At 69.8% G+C, this 19,890-nt stretch carries 23 protein-coding genes; 11 read left to right on the plus strand and 12 right to left on the minus strand.

Going from position 1 to position 19,890, the window contains the following annotated elements:
* Window positions 1-217 precede the first annotated feature (217 nt).
* The 3 genes from ACWGIC_RS37085 to ACWGIC_RS37095 all read left to right on the plus strand — a co-directional run bounded on the left by ACWGIC_RS37085 (window position 218) and on the right by ACWGIC_RS37095 (window position 2,399).
* On the plus strand, window positions 218-730 hold the full coding sequence (locus ACWGIC_RS37085) for an SRPBCC family protein (protein ID WP_452080610.1): 513 nt from the start codon (window positions 218-220) through the stop codon (window positions 728-730).
* Entirely contained in the window at window positions 730-1,767 is a 1,038-nt protein-coding gene (locus ACWGIC_RS37090) for an LLM class flavin-dependent oxidoreductase (RefSeq protein ID WP_452080631.1), read from the plus strand. Before ACWGIC_RS37085 ends, ACWGIC_RS37090 begins: the two co-directional genes overlap by 1 nt.
* An 86-nt stretch (window positions 1,768-1,853) precedes the next feature.
* A complete protein-coding gene (locus ACWGIC_RS37095; RefSeq protein WP_452080611.1) occupies window positions 1,854-2,399 on the plus strand; it encodes a dihydrofolate reductase family protein in 546 nt (181 codons plus the stop codon).
* 45 nt (window positions 2,400-2,444) lie between these two features.
* Here ACWGIC_RS37095 and ACWGIC_RS37100 read toward each other — a convergent pair whose 3' ends face one another.
* Window positions 2,445-3,659 (minus strand): amidohydrolase family protein, encoded by a 1,215-nt coding sequence (locus ACWGIC_RS37100; RefSeq protein ID WP_452080612.1) that lies wholly within the window; start codon window positions 3,657-3,659, stop codon window positions 2,445-2,447.
* A 101-nt stretch (window positions 3,660-3,760) separates the two neighbouring features.
* Here ACWGIC_RS37100 and ACWGIC_RS37105 point away from each other — a divergent pair, with 101 nt between their 5' ends.
* A complete protein-coding gene (locus ACWGIC_RS37105) occupies window positions 3,761-4,225 on the plus strand; it encodes a MarR family winged helix-turn-helix transcriptional regulator (protein ID WP_452080613.1) in 465 nt (154 codons plus the stop codon).
* 2 nt (window positions 4,226-4,227) lie between these two features.
* Here the strand turns inward: ACWGIC_RS37105 and ACWGIC_RS37110 are convergent, their stop codons facing one another.
* The 3 genes from ACWGIC_RS37110 to ACWGIC_RS37120 all read right to left on the minus strand — a co-directional run bounded on the left by ACWGIC_RS37110 (window position 4,228) and on the right by ACWGIC_RS37120 (window position 7,041).
* Window positions 4,228-5,754, minus strand: coding sequence for an AMP-binding protein (locus tag ACWGIC_RS37110; protein WP_452080614.1), 1,527 nt, complete (start codon window positions 5,752-5,754; stop codon window positions 4,228-4,230).
* Between the two features lie 106 nt (window positions 5,755-5,860).
* On the minus strand, window positions 5,861-6,220 hold the full coding sequence (locus tag ACWGIC_RS37115; protein WP_452080615.1) for a VOC family protein: 360 nt from the start codon (window positions 6,218-6,220) through the stop codon (window positions 5,861-5,863).
* On the minus strand, window positions 6,217-7,041 hold the full coding sequence (locus tag ACWGIC_RS37120; RefSeq protein ID WP_452080616.1) for a LuxR C-terminal-related transcriptional regulator: 825 nt from the start codon (window positions 7,039-7,041) through the stop codon (window positions 6,217-6,219). The genes ACWGIC_RS37115 and ACWGIC_RS37120 overlap by 4 nt, the downstream gene beginning before the upstream one ends.
* 93 nt (window positions 7,042-7,134) lie before the next feature.
* Between ACWGIC_RS37120 and ACWGIC_RS37125 the strand changes: the two genes are divergently transcribed.
* Both ACWGIC_RS37125 and ACWGIC_RS37130 read left to right on the plus strand, forming a co-directional pair.
* Window positions 7,135-7,890: a hypothetical protein gene (locus ACWGIC_RS37125; protein ID WP_452080617.1), complete on the plus strand. Its 756-nt coding sequence runs from the start codon at window positions 7,135-7,137 to the stop codon at window positions 7,888-7,890.
* Window positions 7,871-8,386: a GNAT family N-acetyltransferase gene (locus ACWGIC_RS37130; protein WP_452080618.1), complete on the plus strand. Its 516-nt coding sequence runs from the start codon at window positions 7,871-7,873 to the stop codon at window positions 8,384-8,386. Before ACWGIC_RS37125 ends, ACWGIC_RS37130 begins: the two co-directional genes overlap by 20 nt.
* Here ACWGIC_RS37130 and ACWGIC_RS37135 read toward each other — a convergent pair.
* The 5 genes from ACWGIC_RS37135 to ACWGIC_RS37155 all read right to left on the minus strand — a co-directional run bounded on the left by ACWGIC_RS37135 (window position 8,383) and on the right by ACWGIC_RS37155 (window position 13,274).
* The gene (locus ACWGIC_RS37135; protein WP_452080619.1) at window positions 8,383-9,438 is read right to left on the minus strand and encodes an amidohydrolase family protein; all 1,056 of its coding nucleotides are present in this window, start codon (window positions 9,436-9,438) and stop codon (window positions 8,383-8,385) included. The genes ACWGIC_RS37130 and ACWGIC_RS37135 overlap by 4 nt on opposite strands.
* Before the next feature lie 14 nt (window positions 9,439-9,452).
* Window positions 9,453-10,265: a pyrimidine reductase family protein gene (locus tag ACWGIC_RS37140; protein ID WP_452080620.1), complete on the minus strand. Its 813-nt coding sequence runs from the start codon at window positions 10,263-10,265 to the stop codon at window positions 9,453-9,455.
* Entirely contained in the window at window positions 10,265-11,134 is an 870-nt protein-coding gene (gene folP / locus ACWGIC_RS37145; RefSeq protein ID WP_452080621.1) for a dihydropteroate synthase, read from the minus strand. The genes ACWGIC_RS37140 and folP overlap by 1 nt, the downstream gene beginning before the upstream one ends.
* Window positions 11,135-11,273: 139 nt before the next feature.
* A complete protein-coding gene (locus ACWGIC_RS37150) occupies window positions 11,274-11,573 on the minus strand; it encodes a YciI family protein (RefSeq protein WP_452080622.1) in 300 nt (99 codons plus the stop codon).
* A 180-nt stretch (window positions 11,574-11,753) separates the two neighbouring features.
* Window positions 11,754-13,274, minus strand: coding sequence for a PucR family transcriptional regulator (locus ACWGIC_RS37155; RefSeq protein WP_452080623.1), 1,521 nt, complete (start codon window positions 13,272-13,274; stop codon window positions 11,754-11,756).
* Window positions 13,275-13,435: 161 nt separating this feature from the next.
* On the opposite strand from ACWGIC_RS37155, the gene pucL reads away from it, so the two are divergent.
* The 5 genes from pucL to ACWGIC_RS37180 all read left to right on the plus strand — a co-directional run bounded on the left by pucL (window position 13,436) and on the right by ACWGIC_RS37180 (window position 17,944).
* Complete coding sequence (gene pucL / locus ACWGIC_RS37160) at window positions 13,436-14,308, plus strand: factor-independent urate hydroxylase (protein WP_452080624.1); 873 nt, start codon at window positions 13,436-13,438, stop codon at window positions 14,306-14,308.
* A gap of 37 nt (window positions 14,309-14,345) precedes the next feature.
* Window positions 14,346-14,834 carry a nucleoside deaminase gene (locus ACWGIC_RS37165; RefSeq protein ID WP_452080625.1) on the plus strand — a complete coding sequence of 163 codons (489 nt, stop codon included), beginning with the start codon at window positions 14,346-14,348 and terminating at the stop codon, window positions 14,832-14,834.
* A 177-nt stretch (window positions 14,835-15,011) separates the two neighbouring features.
* Window positions 15,012-16,454: an NCS2 family permease gene (locus ACWGIC_RS37170; protein ID WP_452080626.1), complete on the plus strand. Its 1,443-nt coding sequence runs from the start codon at window positions 15,012-15,014 to the stop codon at window positions 16,452-16,454.
* A 15-nt stretch (window positions 16,455-16,469) separates the two neighbouring features.
* Window positions 16,470-16,847: an allophanate hydrolase-related protein gene (locus tag ACWGIC_RS37175; protein ID WP_009082380.1), complete on the plus strand. Its 378-nt coding sequence runs from the start codon at window positions 16,470-16,472 to the stop codon at window positions 16,845-16,847.
* Entirely contained in the window at window positions 16,844-17,944 is a 1,101-nt protein-coding gene (locus tag ACWGIC_RS37180) for a glycerate kinase (RefSeq protein ID WP_452080627.1), read from the plus strand. Before ACWGIC_RS37175 ends, ACWGIC_RS37180 begins: the two co-directional genes overlap by 4 nt.
* Here the strand turns inward: ACWGIC_RS37180 and ACWGIC_RS37185 are convergent.
* The 3 genes from ACWGIC_RS37185 to ACWGIC_RS37195 are packed head-to-tail and all read right to left on the minus strand — an operon-like array spanning window position 17,922 to window position 19,709.
* On the minus strand, window positions 17,922-18,314 hold the full coding sequence (locus ACWGIC_RS37185) for an NUDIX hydrolase (protein ID WP_452080628.1): 393 nt from the start codon (window positions 18,312-18,314) through the stop codon (window positions 17,922-17,924). The two genes, ACWGIC_RS37180 and ACWGIC_RS37185, sit on opposite strands and share 23 nt — an antisense overlap.
* A complete protein-coding gene (locus tag ACWGIC_RS37190) occupies window positions 18,311-19,012 on the minus strand; it encodes an SDR family oxidoreductase (protein WP_452080629.1) in 702 nt (233 codons plus the stop codon). The genes ACWGIC_RS37185 and ACWGIC_RS37190 overlap by 4 nt, the downstream gene beginning before the upstream one ends.
* Window positions 19,002-19,709, minus strand: coding sequence for an RraA family protein (locus tag ACWGIC_RS37195; protein WP_452080630.1), 708 nt, complete (start codon window positions 19,707-19,709; stop codon window positions 19,002-19,004). The genes ACWGIC_RS37190 and ACWGIC_RS37195 overlap by 11 nt, the downstream gene beginning before the upstream one ends.
* Window positions 19,710-19,890: the final 181 nt, after the last annotated feature.

The raw sequence follows: 19,890 nt of genomic DNA on the forward strand, positions 1-19,890 counted from the left end.
ATCCTCTTCGTTTTTTTCTCGGGGCGTTATGTGTTTACAGATATCGCGGCATGCCCACCCCCGGCGGGTTCCGCCCGCTTTTCGGCCCGTGAGGGGCCCCTTGAGGGAATCTGATTCCCTCAAGGGGCCCTTCACGGCTTTAGGCCGGAGCCGATTGACAGAGTCAGTCTCGTTACGCAACTATGCTGGTCGAGACGGCAATCGAGGAGGATGTTCGATGGAGTGGACCGGCGCGCGGTACGCGGACGCCCCGACCGTGCAGGTGGACGCGTGGATCGACGGCTCGCCCGAGCAGGTCTGGCGGTTCGCCTCGGACATCGCCCTCATGCCGGAGCTGTGCGGCGAACTGCAGTCGGTCCGGTGGTGCGACGAGGGCTCGGCGCCGGCGGTCGGGCAGTCCTTCGTCGGGCGCAACCGGCACGAGATGCGCGGGGAGTGGGAGACCACTTCCTACATCATCGAATGCGAAGAACCGCGCGTGTTCGCCTGGGCGGTCACCGATCCGGCCAATCCGACCGCGGTCTGGCGGTTCACCCTCGCGCCGGAGAACGGCGGCACGCGGCTCACCCAGTGGGCGCAGATGGGGCCGGGGCCGTCCGGGGTGTCCGAGGTGATCGCGCGGATGCCGGAGAAGGAAGAGAAGATCGTGCACGTCCGGCTGAGCGAGTTCGAGGCGTCGATGACCGCCACGGTCGGCGCGATCAAGGAGCGCGTGGAGACCGCCGGATGATGCGCACGGCCACCACCGTCGAGGCGTCGTCCGGCTGGCCGGAAACCCGGGATTTCGTGCTGGAGGCGGAAAAGCTGGGTCTCGGCGAATGCTGGGTGGCCGAGGCGTGGGGTTCGGACGCGCCGTCGGTGCTCGGCTACCTCGCCGCGCGCACCGAGAAGATCCGGCTCGGCTCCGGCATCATGCAGCTCGGCGTGCGCACGCCGGTCGCGCTCGCGCAGGCCGCGCTCACCCTCGCCGAAATGTCCGGCGGGCGGTTCGCGCTCGGGCTCGGGCCGTCCGGTCCGCAGGTGATCGAGGGACTGCACGGGGTGCCGTTCGCGCGGCCGCTGACCCGGATGCGCGAGACGGTGCAGATCATCCGCAGCGCGTTCGCCGGGGAGAAAATCTCCTTCTCCGGCAAGGCTTTCGAGATCCCGCTGCCCGGCGAATCCCGCCCGATGCGGTTGTCCACGACGCCGAACGAGAACATCCCGATCTACCTGGCCACGCTGTCGCCGCGAATGCTGGAACTCACCGGCGAACTCGCCGACGGCTGGCTGGGCACGAGCTTCGTCCCCGAAGGCGCGGACGCTTACTTCCGCCACCTCGACGCCGGGCTCGCGAAAGCCGGCCGGAGCCGCGCCGATCTCGTGGTGTGCCAAGGCGCGGAGGTCGCGTTCGCGTCCGATGAGGACGAACTGCGCACCATGGTCGCGGGCCGCAAGAAGGAACTGGCTTTCTCGCTGGGCGGCATGGGTTCGGCGAGCACGAACTTCTACCACGACGCCTACAGCAGGCAAGGCTGGGCCGAGGTCGCCGCGGAGGTGCGGGAACGCTGGCAGTCCGGCGATCGCGACGGCGCGGCCGCGCTGGTGACCGACGAGATGGTGCTCGCGACGACGCTGATCGGCACCGAGGACATGGTCCGCGCGCGGCTGAAGGTGTGGCGCGCCGCCGGAGTCGACACAGTCCGGCTGTATCCGGCGGGCGACACCCTGGAAAAGCGGCTCGCGACGCTCGGCCGGGCACTCGAGTTGGTAACGGAAGTGCCCTGACAGACCAAGCATTGGGCCAACCGGCTGCGTCGGCGGGTCCGGCTGCGCCATAGTGTCGGCGATCCCGAATTCCAAGGAGTCGCTCGATGCGCAAGATCGTGTCCACTTTGTTCGTCTCGCTCGACGGCGTGGTCGAAGCGCCGGACCAGTGGTCGCTCTCGTACTGGAACGACGAGCTCGAACACGCGGTGGGCGACGGCATGGCGGACGCGGACGCGATGTTGCTCGGCCGCGTGACTTACGAGGGGTTCGCCGAGGCGTGGCCCGGCCGCACGGACGATCCGGGCGCGGAGTTCATGAACAGCGTGCCGAAGTACGTCGCGTCCACCACCCTGACCGCGGCGAACTGGCACAACACGACCCTGCTGCGCGGCGATCTCGGCGAAGCGATCGCGGACCTGAAGTCCAGCGAGGGCGGCGACATCATGACCAGCGGCAGCACGACGCTGGTGCGGTGGCTCCTGTCGCACGGGCTGGTCGACGAGCTGACCCTGTTGCAGTACCCGGTGGTGGTCGGCAAGGGTCGGCGGTTGTTCCCGGCGGAGGGACCGCAGCTCGACTTCCAGCTCGCGGACACGACAGCCTTCCGCAACGGGGTGCTGCGGCTGGTGTACCGGCCGTCGGACGAATAACCGGCGCTCCGTCCAAAAAGGACGGAGCGCCGGGCAGGTCAGCGGTCATTCCGCCAGCCGGGCTCCGCGACGCCAGATGGCGCGGGTGTTGAGGGTGTCGCTGATGTCGCGGGTCGGGTCGCCGTCGACCAGCAGCAGGTCGGCGCGGAGACCCTCGGCGACGCGGCCCCGGTCGCTGAGGCGGAAACGACGCGCGGTGGTCGCGGTGGCTGCCCGCAAGGCGCGTTCGGGCGTGAGGCCGGCTTCCACGAGGTACTGCAGTTCGTGGTGCAGGCTCGCTCCGTGCGCGAGACCGCCGAAGAAGGTTTCGGGCATGGAGACGTCGGTGCCGGCCAGCACGTCGACACCGGCGGCGTCCAGCGCGCGCACGGTGTCGTACACGTCGGCGAGCTTGCCCTGCGGGTAGCGGTTGTAGCTGGAGCGCAGGGTTTCGTCCCACTTGGCGTCGAGCCGGGAGGCGACGCGCGGGTCGTCGGCGAGGGTGCTGCCGGTGATCCCGATCAGCGAGGCGTTGAGGCTGATGCAGGGAATGACGAACATGCCCGCGTCCTTGACGAGGCTGATGATCTCGGCGGTGTGCGGCTGGTCCATGAACACGTGGGCGAGGCCGTCGATCCCGGCTTCGGCGGCCATCCTGGTCGCGTCCACGGTCAGTGCGTGGGCCACGGTGAGGGCGCCGTACTTCCTGGCTTCCGCGGCTCCGGCGTTCACGGTCGCCTGGTCGAGCATCGGCAGTCCGGGGTGTCCCTCCACGCTGCCGTCGTCGATCATGAACTTGATGAAGTCGGAGCCCCTGGCGAGCAGCTGCGGGACGAACGCGGCCGCTTCCTCGGGAGTAGCGGAGAACGGCATCACGGGCATGACCGGCGGGAGGTCCCATTTCGGCCGGAATCCCTCGGGCATCAGCTCGCTGGGGTGACCGCCGGGCGGGGTGAGGCCGAAACCGGCGGAACGCACGTCGGCGACGGTGTCGTCGTCGGTGATGTGCCCCCGGTTCTCCCGGGTGTTCATCCCCTGCATTTCCAGTTCGGTCGTCACTCCGAACCGCAGCGCCAGCGCCAGCGAGCCCGGTGCGGAGTGCACGTGGGCGTCGATGAGTCCCGGCAACAGGGTGGCGCCGGTGCCGTCGACTACGTCGCTGTCGCGGGGGACCTCGCCGCCGACCTGGACGATCCTCGCGCCGTCGAGGACCACGGTCTGCACGCCGAGGGGCTTCTCCCCGTCGAAGACCCGGGCGTTGGTGATCGCGGTGAGTGTCATGGCGGTTCGTCTCGATTCCTTGCTCAAAGTATTTACATACCTAATGCTATGCACTTACGCAGAGGTATGCAAATCCGCTGGTGCGGCCTAGGATCGAGCGCATGAGCGGCGCGACCACCCCTGAGCGGACCCCCGGCGACCCGTTGGACCAGATCGGCCCGGCGCTGTCCCGGCTGCGCCGGCGCGCACCGGCGTCGAGCAAGGACCTGTCCCGCAACCTCGTGCTCAACGTGATCGCGGACGCGCCGGGCGAGACGACCGTCGGCGGCCTCGCTGCCGAGATGGGAGTCGCCCAGCCGGTGGCGAGCCGGACCGTCGCCGCGTGCATCGCCGACGGCTTGCTGCGCCGGGCGGCGTCGCAGGCCGACGGACGCCGTACTGTCCTCGAACTCACCGAGCAGGGCGAGGCTGAACGCAACCGTTTCGCCGTCGAACAGCGGAAGGCGTTCGAGGAGATCACCGCTGCGTGGTCGCCGGAGGAGCGGATTCAGTTCGCGCGCTTGCTGGCCAGGTACGGCGCCGACGCCGCCGCTTGGTCCAGGAAACAGGCGGCGGGCCGGGCCTGAACTCAGTTCACCTGCCGGTCCTGTCCTTCCCAGAACGGCTGGCGCAGCTTGAACTTCTGGATCTTCCCGGTCGCCGTGCGCGGCAGTTCCGCGAGGAATTCCACCCGCTTCGGGCATTTGTACCCGGCCAGATGCCCGCGGCAGTGAGTGATCAGCTCGTCCGCCGTCACCTCGGTCCCGTCCGTCACCACCAGCGCCGTGACCAGCTCGCCCCATTTCTCGTCCGGGATGCCGATGACCGCGGCTTCCCGGACGGCCGGGTGCGAGTTCAGCGCGTCCTCCACCTCGATCGACGACACGTTCTCGCCGCCGGTGATGATGACGTCCTTCTTGCGGTCGGCGATGGTCAGGTAGCCGTCGGCGAACGTGCCGCCGTCGCCGGTGTGGAACCAGTTGCCTTCCTGGACCCGCGCGGTCTCGTCCGGGTTTTCCCAGTAGCCGTCCAGGTTGTGGTTGCTTTGGGTGAGGACCTCGCCGTCCGCGTCGATCGCGACGCGGACGCCCAGTGCCGGGGCGCCGGCGCGGCCGAGGAGTTTCGCTTGCTCGTGCGGGTCCAGGTCGGCCCATTCGCTGCGGAAGCGGTTGACCGTGACCAGCGGCGAAGTCTCGGTCAGGCCGTAGATCTGGATGAACTCCCAGCCGAGTTCGGCCCGCACGCGTTCGATCGTCCGGGTCGGCGGCGGCGCCCCGGCCACGACGATCCGGACGCGGTCGCGGCCGGGGATTTCGCCGTCCCAGGAAGCGGCGCCGTCCAGGGCGGCGGTGACGACAGCGGGAGCGGCGCACATGATCGTCACGCCGTGTTCCTGTACGCGGCGCAGGATTTCGGTGCCGTCCACTTTGCGCAGCACGATGTGCCGTCCGCCGAGGCCGGTGACGGCATACGGCATTCCCCAGCCGTTCGCGTGGAACATCGGCAGTGTGTGCAGCAGGACGTCGTTGTCGCTGAGCGTGGTGTGCAGGCCGAAAGTGGTTGCGTTGAGCCACAAATTGCGGTGCGTGAGCTGGACGCCCTTCGGCCGCGCGGTAGTGCCGGAGGTGTAGTTGATCGTCGCGGTCGCGGATTCGTCGGCGGTCCACGGTCGCGGGTCGCCGTCGCCGCCCCAGATTTTGTCGTCGTCCTCGCCGAGAACGAACACGTGTTTCGCGGTTACGCTGTCCAGCAACGGTTTCAGCTCGGGATCGATCAGCAGGACCTCGGAGCCGGAATGCTCGACGATGTAGCGCACTTCGGCGGGCGCGAGGCGGAAATTCACCGGCACCAGGACGCGGCCCCAGCCGGAGACGCCGAAGAACGACGTCAGCAGCCGCGCGGAGTTGTGCGAAACGATGGCGACCCGGCCGCCGGCCGGAACGCCGAGCGCGTCGAGGTTCGCCGCCTGCGCGCGGGCGCGGCGGGCGAGTTCGCGGTAAGTCACCGAGCCCCAGGACCGCGCGGGCTGGGCGGGCTCGTCCACCACCGCGATCCGGTCCGGGTACACCGTTTCGGCGCGGTCGAGGAAGTCGCGGACACTGAGGTCATAGAACACGTGCCGATCCCTTCGCCTCCGCGGGCCACGCTGCCCGCGCGGGTGATTTTCGCTCGCCGCACTGAATCCGGCCACCCCACATGGAGGGTGTCCGGCAGGCGGGACTTCAGAGGTAGTGGACGACGCAGAACTCGTGCCCCTCGGGGTCGGCCATCACCAGCACGACGCCCTCCCCTGGATAGTCGTGGCGGACGCCGGTCCACCGCCCGCCCAGCCGTTCGATCTGCGCCCGGGCCTCGTCGACGTCGTCCACTTCGACGTCCAGATGGAGCCTCACCTTGCCGCGCTTCGGTTCGGGGACGCGCTGGAACGTCAGCCGGGGAGCGGCATCGAGCCGGGAGCCGACCGTGGCCCAGTCCGGTCCGTCGTGCTCCCCGGAAATCGGCCGGTCGAGAAGCGCGCTCCAGAAGCCAGCCAGCACTTGTGGTTCGGCGCAATCGATCGTGACGCCGCTCAGCCGTCTCATGGGGCCCGCAGCAGCCCGGCGGCGCGAGCCCGGTTCACCGCCTGCACTCGGTTGGACACAGCCAGTTTCCGCATGGCGTGCTTGAGATACGACTTGACCGTGTTGGGCAGCAGGCCGAGCCGGTCGGAGATCTCATCGTTCGTGCAGCCCTCGCTGACCAGCCGCAGCACGTCGACCTCGCGCGGGGTCAGCGCGACGCCGGGCAGATCCAGTTCCGGACGCAGCCGTTCGCACACCGCCAGCAGCCGCTGCCGAGTGGTTTCGTCGCTGATCGAGCCGGCGATGGCGGAGAGTTCGGCGTGCAGGTCGCCGCGTTCGGCCGCGGGGACGGCCGCCGGTGCGGCCAGCCGGCGCTGCACTTCCTCTTCGACCTCGATGTCGCGTCCCAGCCGCGTCGCCACCGCGGTCGCCGCGTGCAACAGGCGGTCGCCGAACGTGATCGAATCCCGGGACGCCGCGTACAGCACCGCGCGCGTGGTCTCGCCGACGCGCACCGGCAGCGCCACCATCGCGCGCAGCCGTTCGGGGGCCACTGCGTGGTCGTATTTGTGCGTGATGCCCTGTGCGTTCAGGTAGTCGACCACCGTTGACGGCCGGGCCAGCGCGACCGCTTTGCCGCCGAGCCCGGCCCCGGTGTCCACCTGGATGTGCTGCATCGACCGGGTGACGGTGCCGCGCAGCTGGTCGATGACGTGCGAGCGGGAAGCCGCCGACACCGGCCCGCCCATCGCGACCGGCAGCTCGGTCGCGATCTGCAGTGCTTTGAGCGCGCCGGCGACCAGGGGGCTGGCCGTCAGCGCGAGCCGGCCCGGAGTCGTCATGGGCACCGTCCCGCTTCACTCGACCTTGATGGGTGGACGTCCACGTTACGCGTTGCGTCGCGTTCGGACTACTCGTGTGGTTCGGTGGCACACGTGGCAACCTCGGATTTCGATACCGTCGCCGACCGGCTCTACGCGGGTGATCCGGCCGGCTTCGTCGCGGAGCGCACCGCCGCCGCTCGCGCCGCGAAGGAAGCGGGCGACGTCGAGCTGGCGCGCCGGATTCGCGCGCTGCGCAAGCCGACCGCGGCCGCGGCGTACGTCAACCGCCTGGCGCGCGACGGTTCCGCTCCGCTGTCCGAGCTGGCGGCGCTGGGCGAGAAACTGCGCGAAGCACACGAACAGCTCGACGGCTCGCAGCTGCGCGAACTGGCGCATCAGCGGGCGGAGCTGGTGCAGCGGATCTTGCGGGACGCGTCCGGCTTGAGCGATTCCGTCGAACGCGAGGTGGAGGAGACGCTGGAGGCGATCGTCGCGGACGCCGACGTCGCCCGGCTGGCGCTGGCCGGGCGGTTGACGTCGAAGGCCCGGCAGGACGCCGACCGCTGGCTGTCGCTGCCGACGAATCCCGCACCGGCCAAGAAGACCCGACAGTCCGAAAAGGACCGGAAGGCCGAGGAGGAAGCCCGGGTCCGCGCGCTGGAACGGCGGCAGGCGGTGCGGGCGCGGGCGGAGGCCGAGCGGAATCTGCAGCGGGCCGAGCGGACCGCCGAGCAGGCCGACGACCGGGTGACCGAACTGCGGGAACGGCTTGCCGAGGCGGAAGGCCGGGCGGAGCGGGCTGCCGACGAACTGACCAAGGCGCAGAAGACTTTCGAGGAAGCCGACGATGCCGTCCAACGATCTTGAGGAGTTGTCCGACGGCGAACTCGCCTTGTCGCCGCTGCATCCGGACGACGCGGAAGCGCACTTCGCGGGCGAGGACGCCGAGCTGATCCGATGGCTCAACGGCGGGCCGGGAACGTTGGCCGGGGTCCGCGAGTATTTCCGGCACTGCCAGGAGGAATGGGCGTCCGGCGGGTCGTTGCGGGCGTTCGGCATCCGGGTGCACGGCGCGTTGGCGGGGACGGTCGACCTGCGGTTCTCCGGCGAGCATCTCGCGCCAGGCGAGACGAACGTGGCGTACGGGCTTTACCCGCGGTGGCGGGGGCGCGGGTTCGCGACGCGGGCGGTGCTGCTGGCGGTCGGGTACGCGGCCGGCGAAGGCGCGAAGCGGGCAGTGATCAAGGCGGAGCCGGAAAACGTCAGTTCGGGCGCGGTGGCGCGACGGGTCGGGTTCGAGCTGAGCAGCCGGACGGTCGAGGACGGTACCGTGCTGGACCGGTACTTCCTCGACCTCGGCTAGCGGGCGATTTCCGTTCCAGCGCACCAGACTGCGCGGATCGCGCGCGTCGCCGACAGATCCGCCACCGGATCGCCCTCGACGAGGACCAGGTCGGCTCGCAGCCCGGCCCGGATCTCGCCTCGGTCCGTCAACCCGAACGCCTGCGCCGGGGCCACTGTCGCCGCGCGCAGGATCTCCACCGAACTCAACCCGGCTTCGGCCAGCAGCTCGAACTCGTGGTGCAGGCTCGACCCGTGCGCGACCGCGATCGGGGCGTCGGAACCTCCGTTGGCGTCGGTTCCGGCGAGGATTTCGACCCCGGCGGCGCGCAACGCAGCCACGTTGGCGAGGTAATCCCCAGTGGCACCGGCGAAGAAGGCGAGCGCCCCTTCCATCATGGTGAGCGTCGGAATCGCCGTCTGCCCTGCGGCCTTCATCGCGGCGACGTCCTCGTCGGCGATCCGGCCGACTACCGGCACATGCGTCACGAATCGCGCACCGGTCGCCACAGCCAGGTGGTACGCGCCGGGGGTCGCTGCGTGCACGACAGCGTCCAGACCTCGCTCCCGCGCCGTGTCGACCAGCGCCTGCAACACCTCCGCGGGCGGTCCGCCGTCACCGGGAGCTTCGGCGACGCCTTTGACGTAGTCGACGCCCTCCGCGACCCGCTCTTCGACGAATTGGACAGCGGCTTCCGCGGTCATGACGATCGCGGAAGCGGGCATTTCCGGGATTGTGGCGTGGATGCCGCCCGGGCCGATCAGAGGAAGCCCGGCGGTGCGGAAATCCGCCGGGCCCGCGGCACGTATCTCGGCCACGCGCTCGGCGGGCCAGCACGCCATGTCCAGCCCGGTCGTGACGCCCCACGCGGCGAGGTCGGCCAGTTGCTCCGGCCGCTCCAGGTGGACGTGGGCGTCGATGAACCCGGGCAGCAGCGTCGCCCCGGCGGCATCGATTTCCCTTGCCCCGGCGGGATCCGTGCCGAGAACTGGCCCGTCGATCACGACGGTGCGCGGTTCGGTGAGCCCCTGTCCGTCGAAGACGCGCACATTGCGCAGAGCGGTCTTGGCCACGATCCCTCCCCGGGTCAGTGGACGCGATACCGCAAGAGTACTGAGTTGTCGTCCACCAGGGCAGAGATTAATTCGAGCTGCTGCGGTTCGATCGCCGCGCCCATCGCGACCCTCGGTGCGTCCCCGGCGATCAGCATCGGCGCGACCGTCAGGCGAAGTTCGTCGACCACCCCCGCGGCCAGCAGCGACGCGAACAGGTGCGGTCCGCCCTCGCAGTCGATGCGGCGCAGGCCCCGCCGGGCCAGTTCGTCCACCGCGGCCCGCAGGTCGACGTCGCCGTGGCGGGGGCGCGGGCGCTGGTCGTCCGGGTCGGCGTGCAGGGCCGGGTCGCCGGTGGCCTTGTGCAGGGTTGGGTCGCCTGTCCCAGCGACCAGGACGTCCGCCCCGGCCGCCGCCCACGCCTCGCGCAGTTCCGGGTCTGTCGCCGCGCTCGTGATGACGATCGTCGGCACCAGCGCCTTGGTGATCACCGGGGCGTCCGGCGGCAGCGAACGGCCGGTGCTGACCACGGCGATCGGCGCGATCGGGGCCAGTCCGTGCCTGCGCCGCCGCTCAGCGGTCTTCTCGTCCGGGCGCAGGCCCTCGAATCCCTCGGCCTGCGCGGTGCCCGCGCCGACCAGCACGACGTCGGCGAGGTCGTTGCCCAGCCGGTAGACGATCCGGTCCGCGGGCGTCGACAGCCCGCCGGAACGGCCGTCGATGGTGATCCCGCCGTCCGCGCTGGACACGAAGTTCACCGCGAGCCACTTCGGCCCGTCCGGATAGACGTAGAGGGCTTCGACCTCGGCCTCGGTGCGGTCCTGGCTGCCGGGAAAGATCTCTCGCATCAGACCGACCGTACAACGTTCGCCGGCGGCCGGGTGCCCACGATGCTCGCCACCATCTCCGCGACCTGCCGCGTCTCGCGGACCTGATGCGCGCGGAACATCGCCGCGCCGTGCAGCGCGGACACCGCGGTGGCGGCGAGCGTGCCGATGACGCGTTCGCCGACCGGGAGGTCCAGCGTTTCGCCGATCACGTCCTTGTTCGACAGCGCCATCAGCACCGGCCAGCCGGTCGCGACCAGCGCGTCGACGTGCCGCAGCAGTTCAAGGGACTGGTAGGAGTTCTTCCCGAAGTCGATGCAGGGGTCGATCATGATGCCCTCGCGCGGCACGCCCGCGGCCAGTGCGCGCTCGGCCAGCGCGGTGGTGCCTTCGACCACCGCGGCCACCACGTCGTCGTACACCGGCCGGACGGCTTCGGTGCGCGGCACGAGACCGTTGGTGTGCGAGCAGATGTAGCCCGCGCCGTGTTCGGCGGCGACGTCGAGGATCTCCGGTTCGATCGCGGCCCAGTTGTCGTTGACCAGGTCCGCGCCCGCGCGGCAGACGGCGTCGGCGACCTCGGCGCGGTAGGTGTCCACGCTGATGACCAGTTCGGGGAAGTGCTCGCGGGCCCATTCGACGGTCGGCACGACCCGGCGGATCTCCTCCGCCGCGGTGACCTCGGGGCCCTTGCCCGCGGGAACGCCGCCGATGTCGATCAGGTCGGCTCCCTCGGCGTGCGCGCGGCGGATGGCCGCCTGCGCGGGCGCTTCCTCGAAGGTCGCGCCGTTGTCGTAGAAGGAGTCGGGGGTGCGGTTGACGATGGCCATCACCAGGGCGCGGTCACTGGTGAGGCGACGGCCTCGGAACACGAGGTCGGGCGTGTGCATGCGGTCTCCCGGGCCGGAACGGAAAATCTCGCGTGATCATAGGCGAGTTCGCGGCGGGAGCACGTCCGGCAGGTGGCGGGCGGAGCGGTCCGGAGGCCACCTGCGTCCGGGCGTTCGGTCGATCTGCGTGGACGTGCGATCAGGAGGCGAGCGCCTCGTTGACGGTGAGGAATTCGTCGGCGGTGCGGGTGGCGGAGAATTCGATCACGCGGTAATGCGCGAGCCGTTGCAGCACGAGCGGATCGGTGGCGAGCACGGCGTCCAGCTTGCCGCGCAGGCACGGGCGGGAGATGATGACCTGGTCTGCGTCCTCGTTTCCTTTTCCGGAAACGAGGAACAATCCGTGCGCGAACTGGCTTCGCAGCCACTCCGCGTGTTCCGCCAGCGCGTAGTCGACTTCGTTTCGAGGTGCTGTGTAAGACAGCAATGCGATGTACATGACCTCAGAGTAGGACGCTTCCTCGGATGGTGCATCCTCCTCCCGAGTGCCGTCGTGCTTCATCGATTGGTCAAGGATTCCCAATAATTCTTTACGGATAACCGTACTGCTGAGATTTTCGTTACCGGGTACGGAAAACCGCGGCGGCCGGCGTTTTCCCAGGACATTTCGGACGGATGGTCAAGACCACCCCCAGTTCTGCGTGAAGCAGCCGGCCAGATAAAGATCCACGCGGTCGGCGAACCGGCTCGGATCGCGTCCGGTGAGTTCGCCGATCCGGGTGATCCGGTATCGCAGGGTGTTCACGTGCAAGTGCAGCGTGGCCGACGTCTGTGTCCAAGATCCCGAATGTTCCAGGAACGCCTTGAGCGTCGTTATCAATTCGGAACCGTGTGCGGCGTCGTACGCCAGTACCGGCCCCAGTACTTTTTCGCCGAATGTCCGGCGCAAGTCCTCCGGCACGGCGGCGAGCAACAGCAGATGCGACGCGACCTCGTCGCCGGACAGCACGGTCGCGCGGCCCGGCGTCAGCGCGGCCAGGGTGCGCGCGTGCCGGGCTTCCTGCACGCCGGAGCGGAGACCGGCGGCGTCCGCGGCCCGGCTGAGGCCGAGCGTCAGCCGCGCGGACCCGAGCGCGGGTTCGATGGTGTGCACCGCTTCCCGCAGCGCCTCGGTGTCGCGCGAGGAGAAGAGGCCGAACGTCTCGCCGTCGACAGTCGCCACCAGCACCGGCTGGCCGGTGGCGGACAGCAGTTCCTCCACGAGCACCTGCGCGAGCCCCGGCCCGCCGCCGCGGACCTCGGCCGCCAGTGTCGTCACCGGCTCCTGCGGGGCGAACCCGGCGGCGGCCAGCCGGGAGGAAAGCTCGCCCGGCGCGGCGTCGTCGGAGAGCACCAGCCGCAGCAGCGGTTCGGCCGCCCGGTTCTCGATCCGCCGGGCTTCGTCCACTCTCGACCGTTCGAGCCCGACCAGCGCGGCCAGTTCCAGCGCCAGCTCCCGGCGCGCGGACGGCCACTGCGCCGGATCGCCGTCCACCACCAGGAACCAGCTCGCGATCCGGTGCCCGGAGCGCCCGGCCGCGCCGAGCAGCGTGACCGGGCCGTCCTGACATGGCAGCCGCTCGGCGCGCAGGAACTTCCGCGCCAGCGCGGTGCGGCGCTCGACGGGCAGCTGGGGGCCGCCTGCCAGCTGCTGCCCGGTCGCGCTCAGCACGAGACAGCCGGTGCCCAGTTCCTCCGCGCCGGCCTTGACCAGCGCGGACAGCCCGTGTCCGGAGGTCACCGCGGCCACCAGCCGCCGGTGCGAATCGCGGGCGGGCGCCGAGCGTTCCGCCGCCAGGCCCAGGATCACCCGTTCGGCCACGGTCGCGAACGAAACCGAGACCGGCACCTCGAACAACGGCAGGCCGACGCGTTCGCAGGCGGCGACCAGATAGTCCGGCACCGGGCCGCCGACCTCGGCGGTGCCCGCCCCGAGCGCGGTCACGCCCGCGGCGGCGAGCTTGCCGACGAACGCGTCCGCGTCCGACGGGCCCGGCAGCCAGCGCAGCCCGCACAGCACGATCTCGCCGCCGTCGAGGTACCGCGTCGGATCCCGCAGGGTCGCCTGGAAGACGCGGCCGAACTCGCGGTCGCGCGCCTTCTCGCCCGCCAGCAGCCGCAACCCCAGCTCCGGGATGTCGAGCAGTGCACCCAGCCGCATGCGCGCCTCCTTCCGCACATCAGTACCGCACATCGGAGGGGTTTGGCGGAAACTACGAAAAACCACTCGTTCGCGGTCGCCGCTTTCGGTGGATCTGCCGTGGCCCGGGCCACGCCGCGGCGGGTGTACTCACTCGGCGAGCGAATGAGAAGGGATGACCAATGGCGATCGTTCTTGGCGACAACCGCTACGGGAAGGCCGAAAACCGGCTGGTCCGCGTCGACCGTGACGGTGACGAGCACCGGATCACCGACCTCACCGTGAGCGTGTCGTTGTCGGGCGACATGAGCGACACCCATCTGACCGGGGCCAACGACAAGGTGCTGGCCACCGACACGCAGAAGAACACCGTCTTCGCCTTCGCCCGCGACGGCATCGGCGAGATCGAGGACTTCGCGCTGCGGCTGGCCCGGCATTTCGTGTCCACGCAGGAAAGCATCCAGGTCGCCCGCGTCGGGATCGTGGCCCATCCGTGGGAGCGGCTGCAGGTCGGCGGACGGCCGGCGCACCATTCGTTCGCGCGTTCCGGGGCGGGCACGCGCACCACGCGCGTCACCTACGACGGCGAGCGGGCCTGGGTGCTCGGCGGGGTCGAAGACCTGACCGTGCTCAACTCCACCGGCTCCGAATTCTGGGGTTTCCCGCGCGACGAGTACACGACGCTGGTCGAGGTCAAGGACCGGATCCTCGCCACCGCGGTGTCCGCGACCTGGCGGTTCTCCGTCGAGGAGACCGACTGGGCGCACGCGCACGAAACCGCGCTCGCCACTCTGCTCGACGCGTTCGGCGGAACGCACAGCCAGTCCCTGCAGCAGACGCTGTACGCGATGGGACAGGCGGTGCTGGAGGCCGTCCCGGAGATCGCGGAGATCCGGTTCTCGCTGCCGAACAAACACCACTTCCTCGTCGACCTCGAGCCGTTCGGCCTCGACAACCCCGGCGAGGTGTTCTACGCCGCCGACCGGCCCTACGGCCTGATCGAGGGGACCGTCCTGCGCGACGACGCCCCGCCGGCTGGTCCGGCCTGGTCCTGAGCACACCGAAACCCGAGCTGTTGGGAGCAGTACTGTCATGACCGTGTCCATCGATGCCGACGTCGAACGCGCCTGGCTCGCCGAATGCGTGCGGATCGCCGAGAAGAACGTCGCCGACGGCGGCGGCCCGTTCGGCGCGCTGGTGGTGAAGGACGGCGAGATCGTCGCGACCGGCGTCAACCGCGTCACCCCGTCGCTCGACCCGACCGCGCACGCCGAGGTGGTCGCGATCCGCACCGCCTGCCAGGAGCTCGGCACGTTCAGTTTGTCCGGCTGCGTGCTCGTTTCCTCGTGCGAGCCGTGCCCGATGTGCCTCGCTTCTTCGCTGTGGGCGCGCGTGGACCGTGTGCTCTACGCAGCCGATCGGGATGACGCCGCCCGTGCTGGTTTCGACGACCGGGCTTTCTACGAGCTTTTCGACCACCCGCGCGAAACGTGGCAGACCCCGGTTTCGCGGGTGTCCACACCGGACGCTTTCGCCCCGTTCTCCGCCTGGCTCGGCCGATCCGACCGGGTCGAGTACTGAGCCGTCGTGAGTGGCAATGCCGGTTAGAACCGGCATCGACACTCACGAGCCCCCACCCCACCGGGCCACCCTCCCGGTGCTGACCGGAGCACCAGAAAAACGCAAACGTCCCGCCGTGCCGCCCCTTGCCTGTGCCAGGGGCGCGGTCCGGCACACCCACCGGCAAGGGGAGGACGCATGACCCAGGTACGCCTCGACGAAGCGGTGACCTCGGCTCCCGGACCACAGCGCAAGTCCATTGTGGAGCGACTTTTTGAAACACGCGCTCGCGACACCACCGTAGGCCGCGAAGTACGCGGCGGCGTAACCACTTTCTTCGCGGTCGCCTACATCGTCTTGCTCAACCCGCTCATCCTCGGCGCTTCCGCCGACATCACCGGCGCGAAACTCAGCGCCGCGCAAGTGACCACCGCGACCGCGCTCGCCGCGGCGGTGATGACTGTCCTCATGGGACTGGTCGGCAACGCGCCGCTCGCGCTCGCCGCCGGGCTCGGCATCAACGGCATCGTCGCGTTCCAGATGGCCCCGGCGATGACGTGGGCGCAAGCCTTCGGTCTCGTTGTGCTGGAAGGCGTCTGCATTGTGCTGATGGCGGTCAGCGGCGTCCGGGAACGCATCATGAACGCGATTCCCGGACCGCTGAAAACCGCGATCACCGTCGGCATCGGGCTGTACATCGCGCTCGTCGGCCTGGTCAGTGCCGGGTTCGTCACGCGGACCCCGGACGCTGCGCATTCGACCGTCCCGGTGCGGCTCGGGCTCGACGGGCATCTCGACGGCTGGCCGATCGCGGTGTTCTGCTTCGGCCTGCTGCTGATGACCGTGCTGATGTCGCGGAAGGTGCCGGGCGCGGTGCTGATCAGCATCGCCGTCGCCACCGTGCTCGCGGTGGTGCTGCACGACGGATTCGGTGTCGGCGAATGGGGTTTGACGACGCCGACGCTGCCGCATTCCGTCGTCGCCGCTCCCGATTTCGGGCTGCTCGGGAACGTCGACCTGTTCGGCGGATTCGCCAAGGCGGGTGCGCTGACCGCGACGATCTTCCTGTTCACCCTCGTGCTGTCCGGATTCTTCGATGCGATGGGCACGATCACCAGCGTGTCGGCCGAGGCCGGGCTGTCGAAGAACGGCCGGGTGCCGAGGATGGGCCGGATCCTGTTCGTGGACGGGGCCGGGGCGATCGCGGGCGGGGTGACCGGCTCGTCGCCGAACACCGTGTTCCTGGAGTCCGCGGCCGGCGTCGGGGAGGGCGCGCGGACCGGGCTGGCGAGTGTCGTGACCGGACTGCTGTTCGGGGCGACGCTGATCTTCACGCCGATCGCGGGCATCGTCCCGGCGCAGGCCGCCGCGCCCGCGCTCGTGGTGATCGGCGGGATGATGGTGGCGCAGTGCCGCAACATCCCGTGGCACGACCCGGATTACACGATCCCGGTGTTCCTGACGGTCGCGCTCATTCCGTTCACCTACTCCATCACCAACGGCGTCGGCGCGGGCCTCATCGCGTTCGTGCTGATCAAGACCTTCCGCGGGAAGTGGCGCGAAGCGGGGTGGATCCTCACCGTGCTCGCGCTCGTGTTCACCGTCTATTTCGGAATCGACGTGGTGAAGGCGATCCTCTAAGAGAAAGGGACCACCATGCCTCTGATGTTCCTCAACGGCGGCGCGATGCGCGGCGAACCCTTGCACCATCTGCTCGACGGCGCACCGCTGGTGGCCGAAACGACCACGGCCGCGAAGTACCGGTTCTATTCGGTAGGCGGGCAATGCCCGGCGCTGGTCCCGGTAGCGCACGGCGGCGCGGCGATCTCCGGCGAGGTCTACGACCTGACGCTGGACCAGCTGCGCGACCGCGTGCTCCCGTCCGAACCGCCGGAACTGGAGCTGGGCGTGATCGAACTGGCCGACGGCAGCTCGGCGTTCGCGATGCTGCTGCGGCGGCCGCAGACGTCGCACGTGCAGCTGCGGGACATCACCGAAATCGGCGACTGGCGAGCGTTCAAGGCAGCGGCGTGACGGTTCTGGTGGCCCCGGACAAGTTCAAGGGCTCGCTCACCGCGGCGGAGGTCGCGGAGGTGGTGGCCGCGGCGTTCGCCGCGGTCGCCCCGGGCGAGCCGGTGCGGCAGCTGCCGGTGGCGGACGGCGGCGACGGAACCGTCGCCGCCGCTGTCGCCGCTGGGTTCCGGCGCGTTCCAGTCCGGGTGTCCGGGCCGACCGGACGCCGGATCACCGCGTACTACGCGTTGCGCGGGACGGTCGCCGTGGTCGAACTGGCGGAGGCGTCCGGCCTCCACCGGTTGCCCGGCGGCCGGCTGGAACCGCTGACCGCGTCGAGCTACGGCACGGGCGAGCTGATCGCGGCCGCCCGTGCCGCCGGTGCGAAGCAGATCGTTCTCGGTGTCGGCGGCAGCGCCTGCACCGATGGCGGAGCCGGATTGCTGACCGCGTTGGGTGCGCGATTGCTCGACGCTTCCGGTGCTCCGCTTCGGCCGGGCGGCGCGGCGTTGGCCGAGTTGTCCACAGTGGATCTCTCCGGACTGCCCGAAGTGGACATTGTCCTGGCGTCTGATGTGGACAACCCGTTGCTGGGGGTGCACGGCGCGGCCGCGGTGTACGGGCCGCAGAAGGGTGCTGGCCCCTCCGAGATCGCGGTGCTGGAACGCGGGTTGACTCGGTGGGCCGAAGTTGCGGGCTCCGCGCACGCCACCACCCCGGGCGCTGGCGCGGCAGGCGGCGTCGGGTTCGGTGTCCTCACCGGACTCGGCGCCCGTATTCGGCCGGGCATCGAGTTGCTGTTGGAGCTGCTGGGTTTCCCGGCCGCTGCCCGCGACGCCCGGCTTGTTGTCACCGGTGAGGGATCGCTCGACACCCAGTCGCTGCACGGAAAAGCGCCGGTGGGCGTGCTCCGGGCAGCGGGTAGCACCCCGGTGGTCGCTTTGGCGGGCCGGTGCCTGCTGTCCGCGCCGGAATGGCGGGAAGCGGGTTTCGCCGGGGTGTACGCGCTGACCGATGTGGAGCCGGACGAGCACCGGTGCGTCGCCGAGGCCCGGTCGCTGCTGCGGGACCGGGCCACCCAGCTGGCTCGGGATTTCAGCCGAGCAGTACCTGCCTGACGTGGTCGGACAGGGGGAGTCCGGCCGCGTCGGCGGGGGTCAGCCAGCGATGGTCGTCGTGTTCGGCCGGGTTGAGCTGAAGGTCGCCGAGGAATTCCGGGTGCGCGTCGAAATAGGCGGCGTGCACGGTGAACGGTTTGCCGGTGCGGTCCGGCCAGGACTGGCTGGTCCGCTGTCCGGTGAGCCGTACGCGCAGCCCGGTTTCCTCGGCGACTTCCCGCACCGCGGTGGCCGCCGGGGTTTCGCCGGGCTCGACGGTGCCGCCGGGGAATTCCCAATGCCCGCCGAGGAATGTCCCGGGCGCGCGGCGGATCAGGAGGACGGTTTCGCCGCGGGGGAGCAGGACGTAGGCGAGATGTTTGTCGTTCACTGTGCGCCTCCGTTGGCGACGAGGATCTGACCGTTCACCCAGCCGCCTTCCGAGCCGCAGAGGAACGCGACGAGACCGGCGCAGTCACGTGGCGTGCCGATCCGGCCTAGCGGACTGTGCTGGGCGAAGGCGTCACGGTGGGCTTCGGGGATCCAGCCGGTGTCGGTCGCGCCGGGGTTCACTGCGTTCGCGGTGATGCCGAGGTGCCCGAGTTCCCCGGCCGCGGCGAGGGTGATCCGGTCTAGCGCGCCTTTGCTTGCGCCGTAGGGCAAGTTGTGCACGACGTGGTCGCTGGTCAGCGTCACGATCCGGCCTGCGCCGTGGGGGCCGCGGTAACGCTTCGCGAACTCGCGGATCAACAGCCAGCTCGCGCGGGCGTTTACCGCGAAGTGCCGGTCGAAACTGTCCACTGTGGTGTCGAGCAGGCTGGAATCGACGGATTCGCAGTGGGCTAGCACGAGTGCCTGGACGTCGTCGTCGATCTGGTCGAACAGCCTTGCCGGGGTTTCCGGGTCGGCTAGGTCGGCTTCGATGCCCTCGACGGTTTCGTCGGCGCCCCAGGGCATCCGGCGGTCGTAGCCGGACCAGTGTGTGGTGACGACGGTCCAGCCGTCTTCCTTCAGGCGTTCGGCGATTGCGAAGCCGATACCGGCTTTTCGGCCGACACCGGTGACCAGAGCGGTTTTCTTATTCTTCAATGGCGCTGTCTTTCGCGCGGAGGTGCTGCCGGAAGGTGTAAGTGGGGTCGGCATCCCGGCGGGTCAGGAATTCGTCGAACCGGACTTGTGCGCGGAGGGTGACGCCGTCGCGGATCTTGGCTGCTTGGCGGTGTTCGGTGTCCCGGATGGATTCCGCTAGCCGGAAGACTTCCTCGGCTTGGGCGGCTGGGATGAAGAGGACGCCGTCGTCGTCGCCGAACACCAGGTCGTCGGTGGTGACGGTCCAGTCGCCGACCGTGGCGGATTCCAGGGCGTTCGCGGGGCGGTCGATGAGGTGCAGGGGGCCGGTGGGCAGGGAGCCCAGGCTGTAGACCGGGAGGCCGATTTCGCGGAGCTCGGCGGTGTCGCGGTGCAGGCCCCAGATGACGATGCCGCTTAGTCCGGCGGCGGCTGCTTCGGCGGTGATGAGGTCGCCTACGCAGCTTTCGTCTTGGAGGCCGCGGTTGTCGACTGTGAGGACGTCGCCGGGGTGGGCGGAGGCGAGGGCTTCGAGGAAGACGTCGACGCTGCCGGCGTGGCGGGCGGGGAGGACTCGTCCGGATAGTTTCTGACCTGGGGTGACGGACTTGGTTCCGGCGGGGGCGCAGCGGACGGTCAGGCGGGCGCGTAGGCAGGCGTCGGCTAGGTGGGCGGTGGTCAGGGTGGCGAAACGGGTGGTTAGTTCGGGGTGGGTCATCGGGGTTCGCCCTTCGTGCTGGTTGGTTTCACGCTAGCGGAGATCGTTTGGGGGGATTGGGGGTTTCGGCTCGTCGCCTGGCGGCGACATTGCGCCCGGGTCTCTTGGGGGCACCCCGAAGCCAAGTGTGCTGACGGTTCGGGGGTGCTTGTCAAGGCGGGAAAGATGCCTTGACAAGCAC

This window comes from Amycolatopsis sp. NPDC054798 (assembly GCF_053611505.1).

Bases quoted from the DNA above. Each gene is read 5' to 3' on its own strand.
- ACWGIC_RS37085 (WP_452080610.1), top strand. From the start codon at position 218: ATGGAGTGGACCGGCGCGCGGTACGCGGACGCCCCGACCGTGCAGGTG.
- ACWGIC_RS37090 (WP_452080631.1), top strand. From the start codon at position 730: ATGCGCACGGCCACCACCGTCGAGGCGTCGTCCGGCTGGCCGGAAACC.
- ACWGIC_RS37095 (WP_452080611.1), top strand. From the start codon at position 1,854: ATGCGCAAGATCGTGTCCACTTTGTTCGTCTCGCTCGACGGCGTGGTC.
- ACWGIC_RS37100 (WP_452080612.1), bottom strand. From the start codon at position 3,659: ATGACACTCACCGCGATCACCAACGCCCGGGTCTTCGACGGGGAGAAG.
- ACWGIC_RS37105 (WP_452080613.1), top strand. From the start codon at position 3,761: ATGAGCGGCGCGACCACCCCTGAGCGGACCCCCGGCGACCCGTTGGAC.
- ACWGIC_RS37115 (WP_452080615.1), bottom strand. From the start codon at position 6,220: ATGAGACGGCTGAGCGGCGTCACGATCGATTGCGCCGAACCACAAGTG.
- ACWGIC_RS37120 (WP_452080616.1), bottom strand. From the start codon at position 7,041: ATGACGACTCCGGGCCGGCTCGCGCTGACGGCCAGCCCCCTGGTCGCC.
- ACWGIC_RS37130 (WP_452080618.1), top strand. From the start codon at position 7,871: ATGCCGTCCAACGATCTTGAGGAGTTGTCCGACGGCGAACTCGCCTTG.
- ACWGIC_RS37140 (WP_452080620.1), bottom strand. From the start codon at position 10,265: ATGCGAGAGATCTTTCCCGGCAGCCAGGACCGCACCGAGGCCGAGGTC.
- folP (WP_452080621.1), bottom strand. From the start codon at position 11,134: ATGCACACGCCCGACCTCGTGTTCCGAGGCCGTCGCCTCACCAGTGAC.
- ACWGIC_RS37150 (WP_452080622.1), bottom strand. From the start codon at position 11,573: ATGTACATCGCATTGCTGTCTTACACAGCACCTCGAAACGAAGTCGAC.
- ACWGIC_RS37155 (WP_452080623.1), bottom strand. From the start codon at position 13,274: ATGCGGCTGGGTGCACTGCTCGACATCCCGGAGCTGGGGTTGCGGCTG.
- pucL (WP_452080624.1), top strand. From the start codon at position 13,436: ATGGCGATCGTTCTTGGCGACAACCGCTACGGGAAGGCCGAAAACCGG.
- ACWGIC_RS37165 (WP_452080625.1), top strand. From the start codon at position 14,346: ATGACCGTGTCCATCGATGCCGACGTCGAACGCGCCTGGCTCGCCGAA.
- ACWGIC_RS37170 (WP_452080626.1), top strand. From the start codon at position 15,012: ATGACCCAGGTACGCCTCGACGAAGCGGTGACCTCGGCTCCCGGACCA.
- ACWGIC_RS37175 (WP_009082380.1), top strand. From the start codon at position 16,470: ATGCCTCTGATGTTCCTCAACGGCGGCGCGATGCGCGGCGAACCCTTG.
- ACWGIC_RS37195 (WP_452080630.1), bottom strand. From the start codon at position 19,709: ATGACCCACCCCGAACTAACCACCCGTTTCGCCACCCTGACCACCGCC.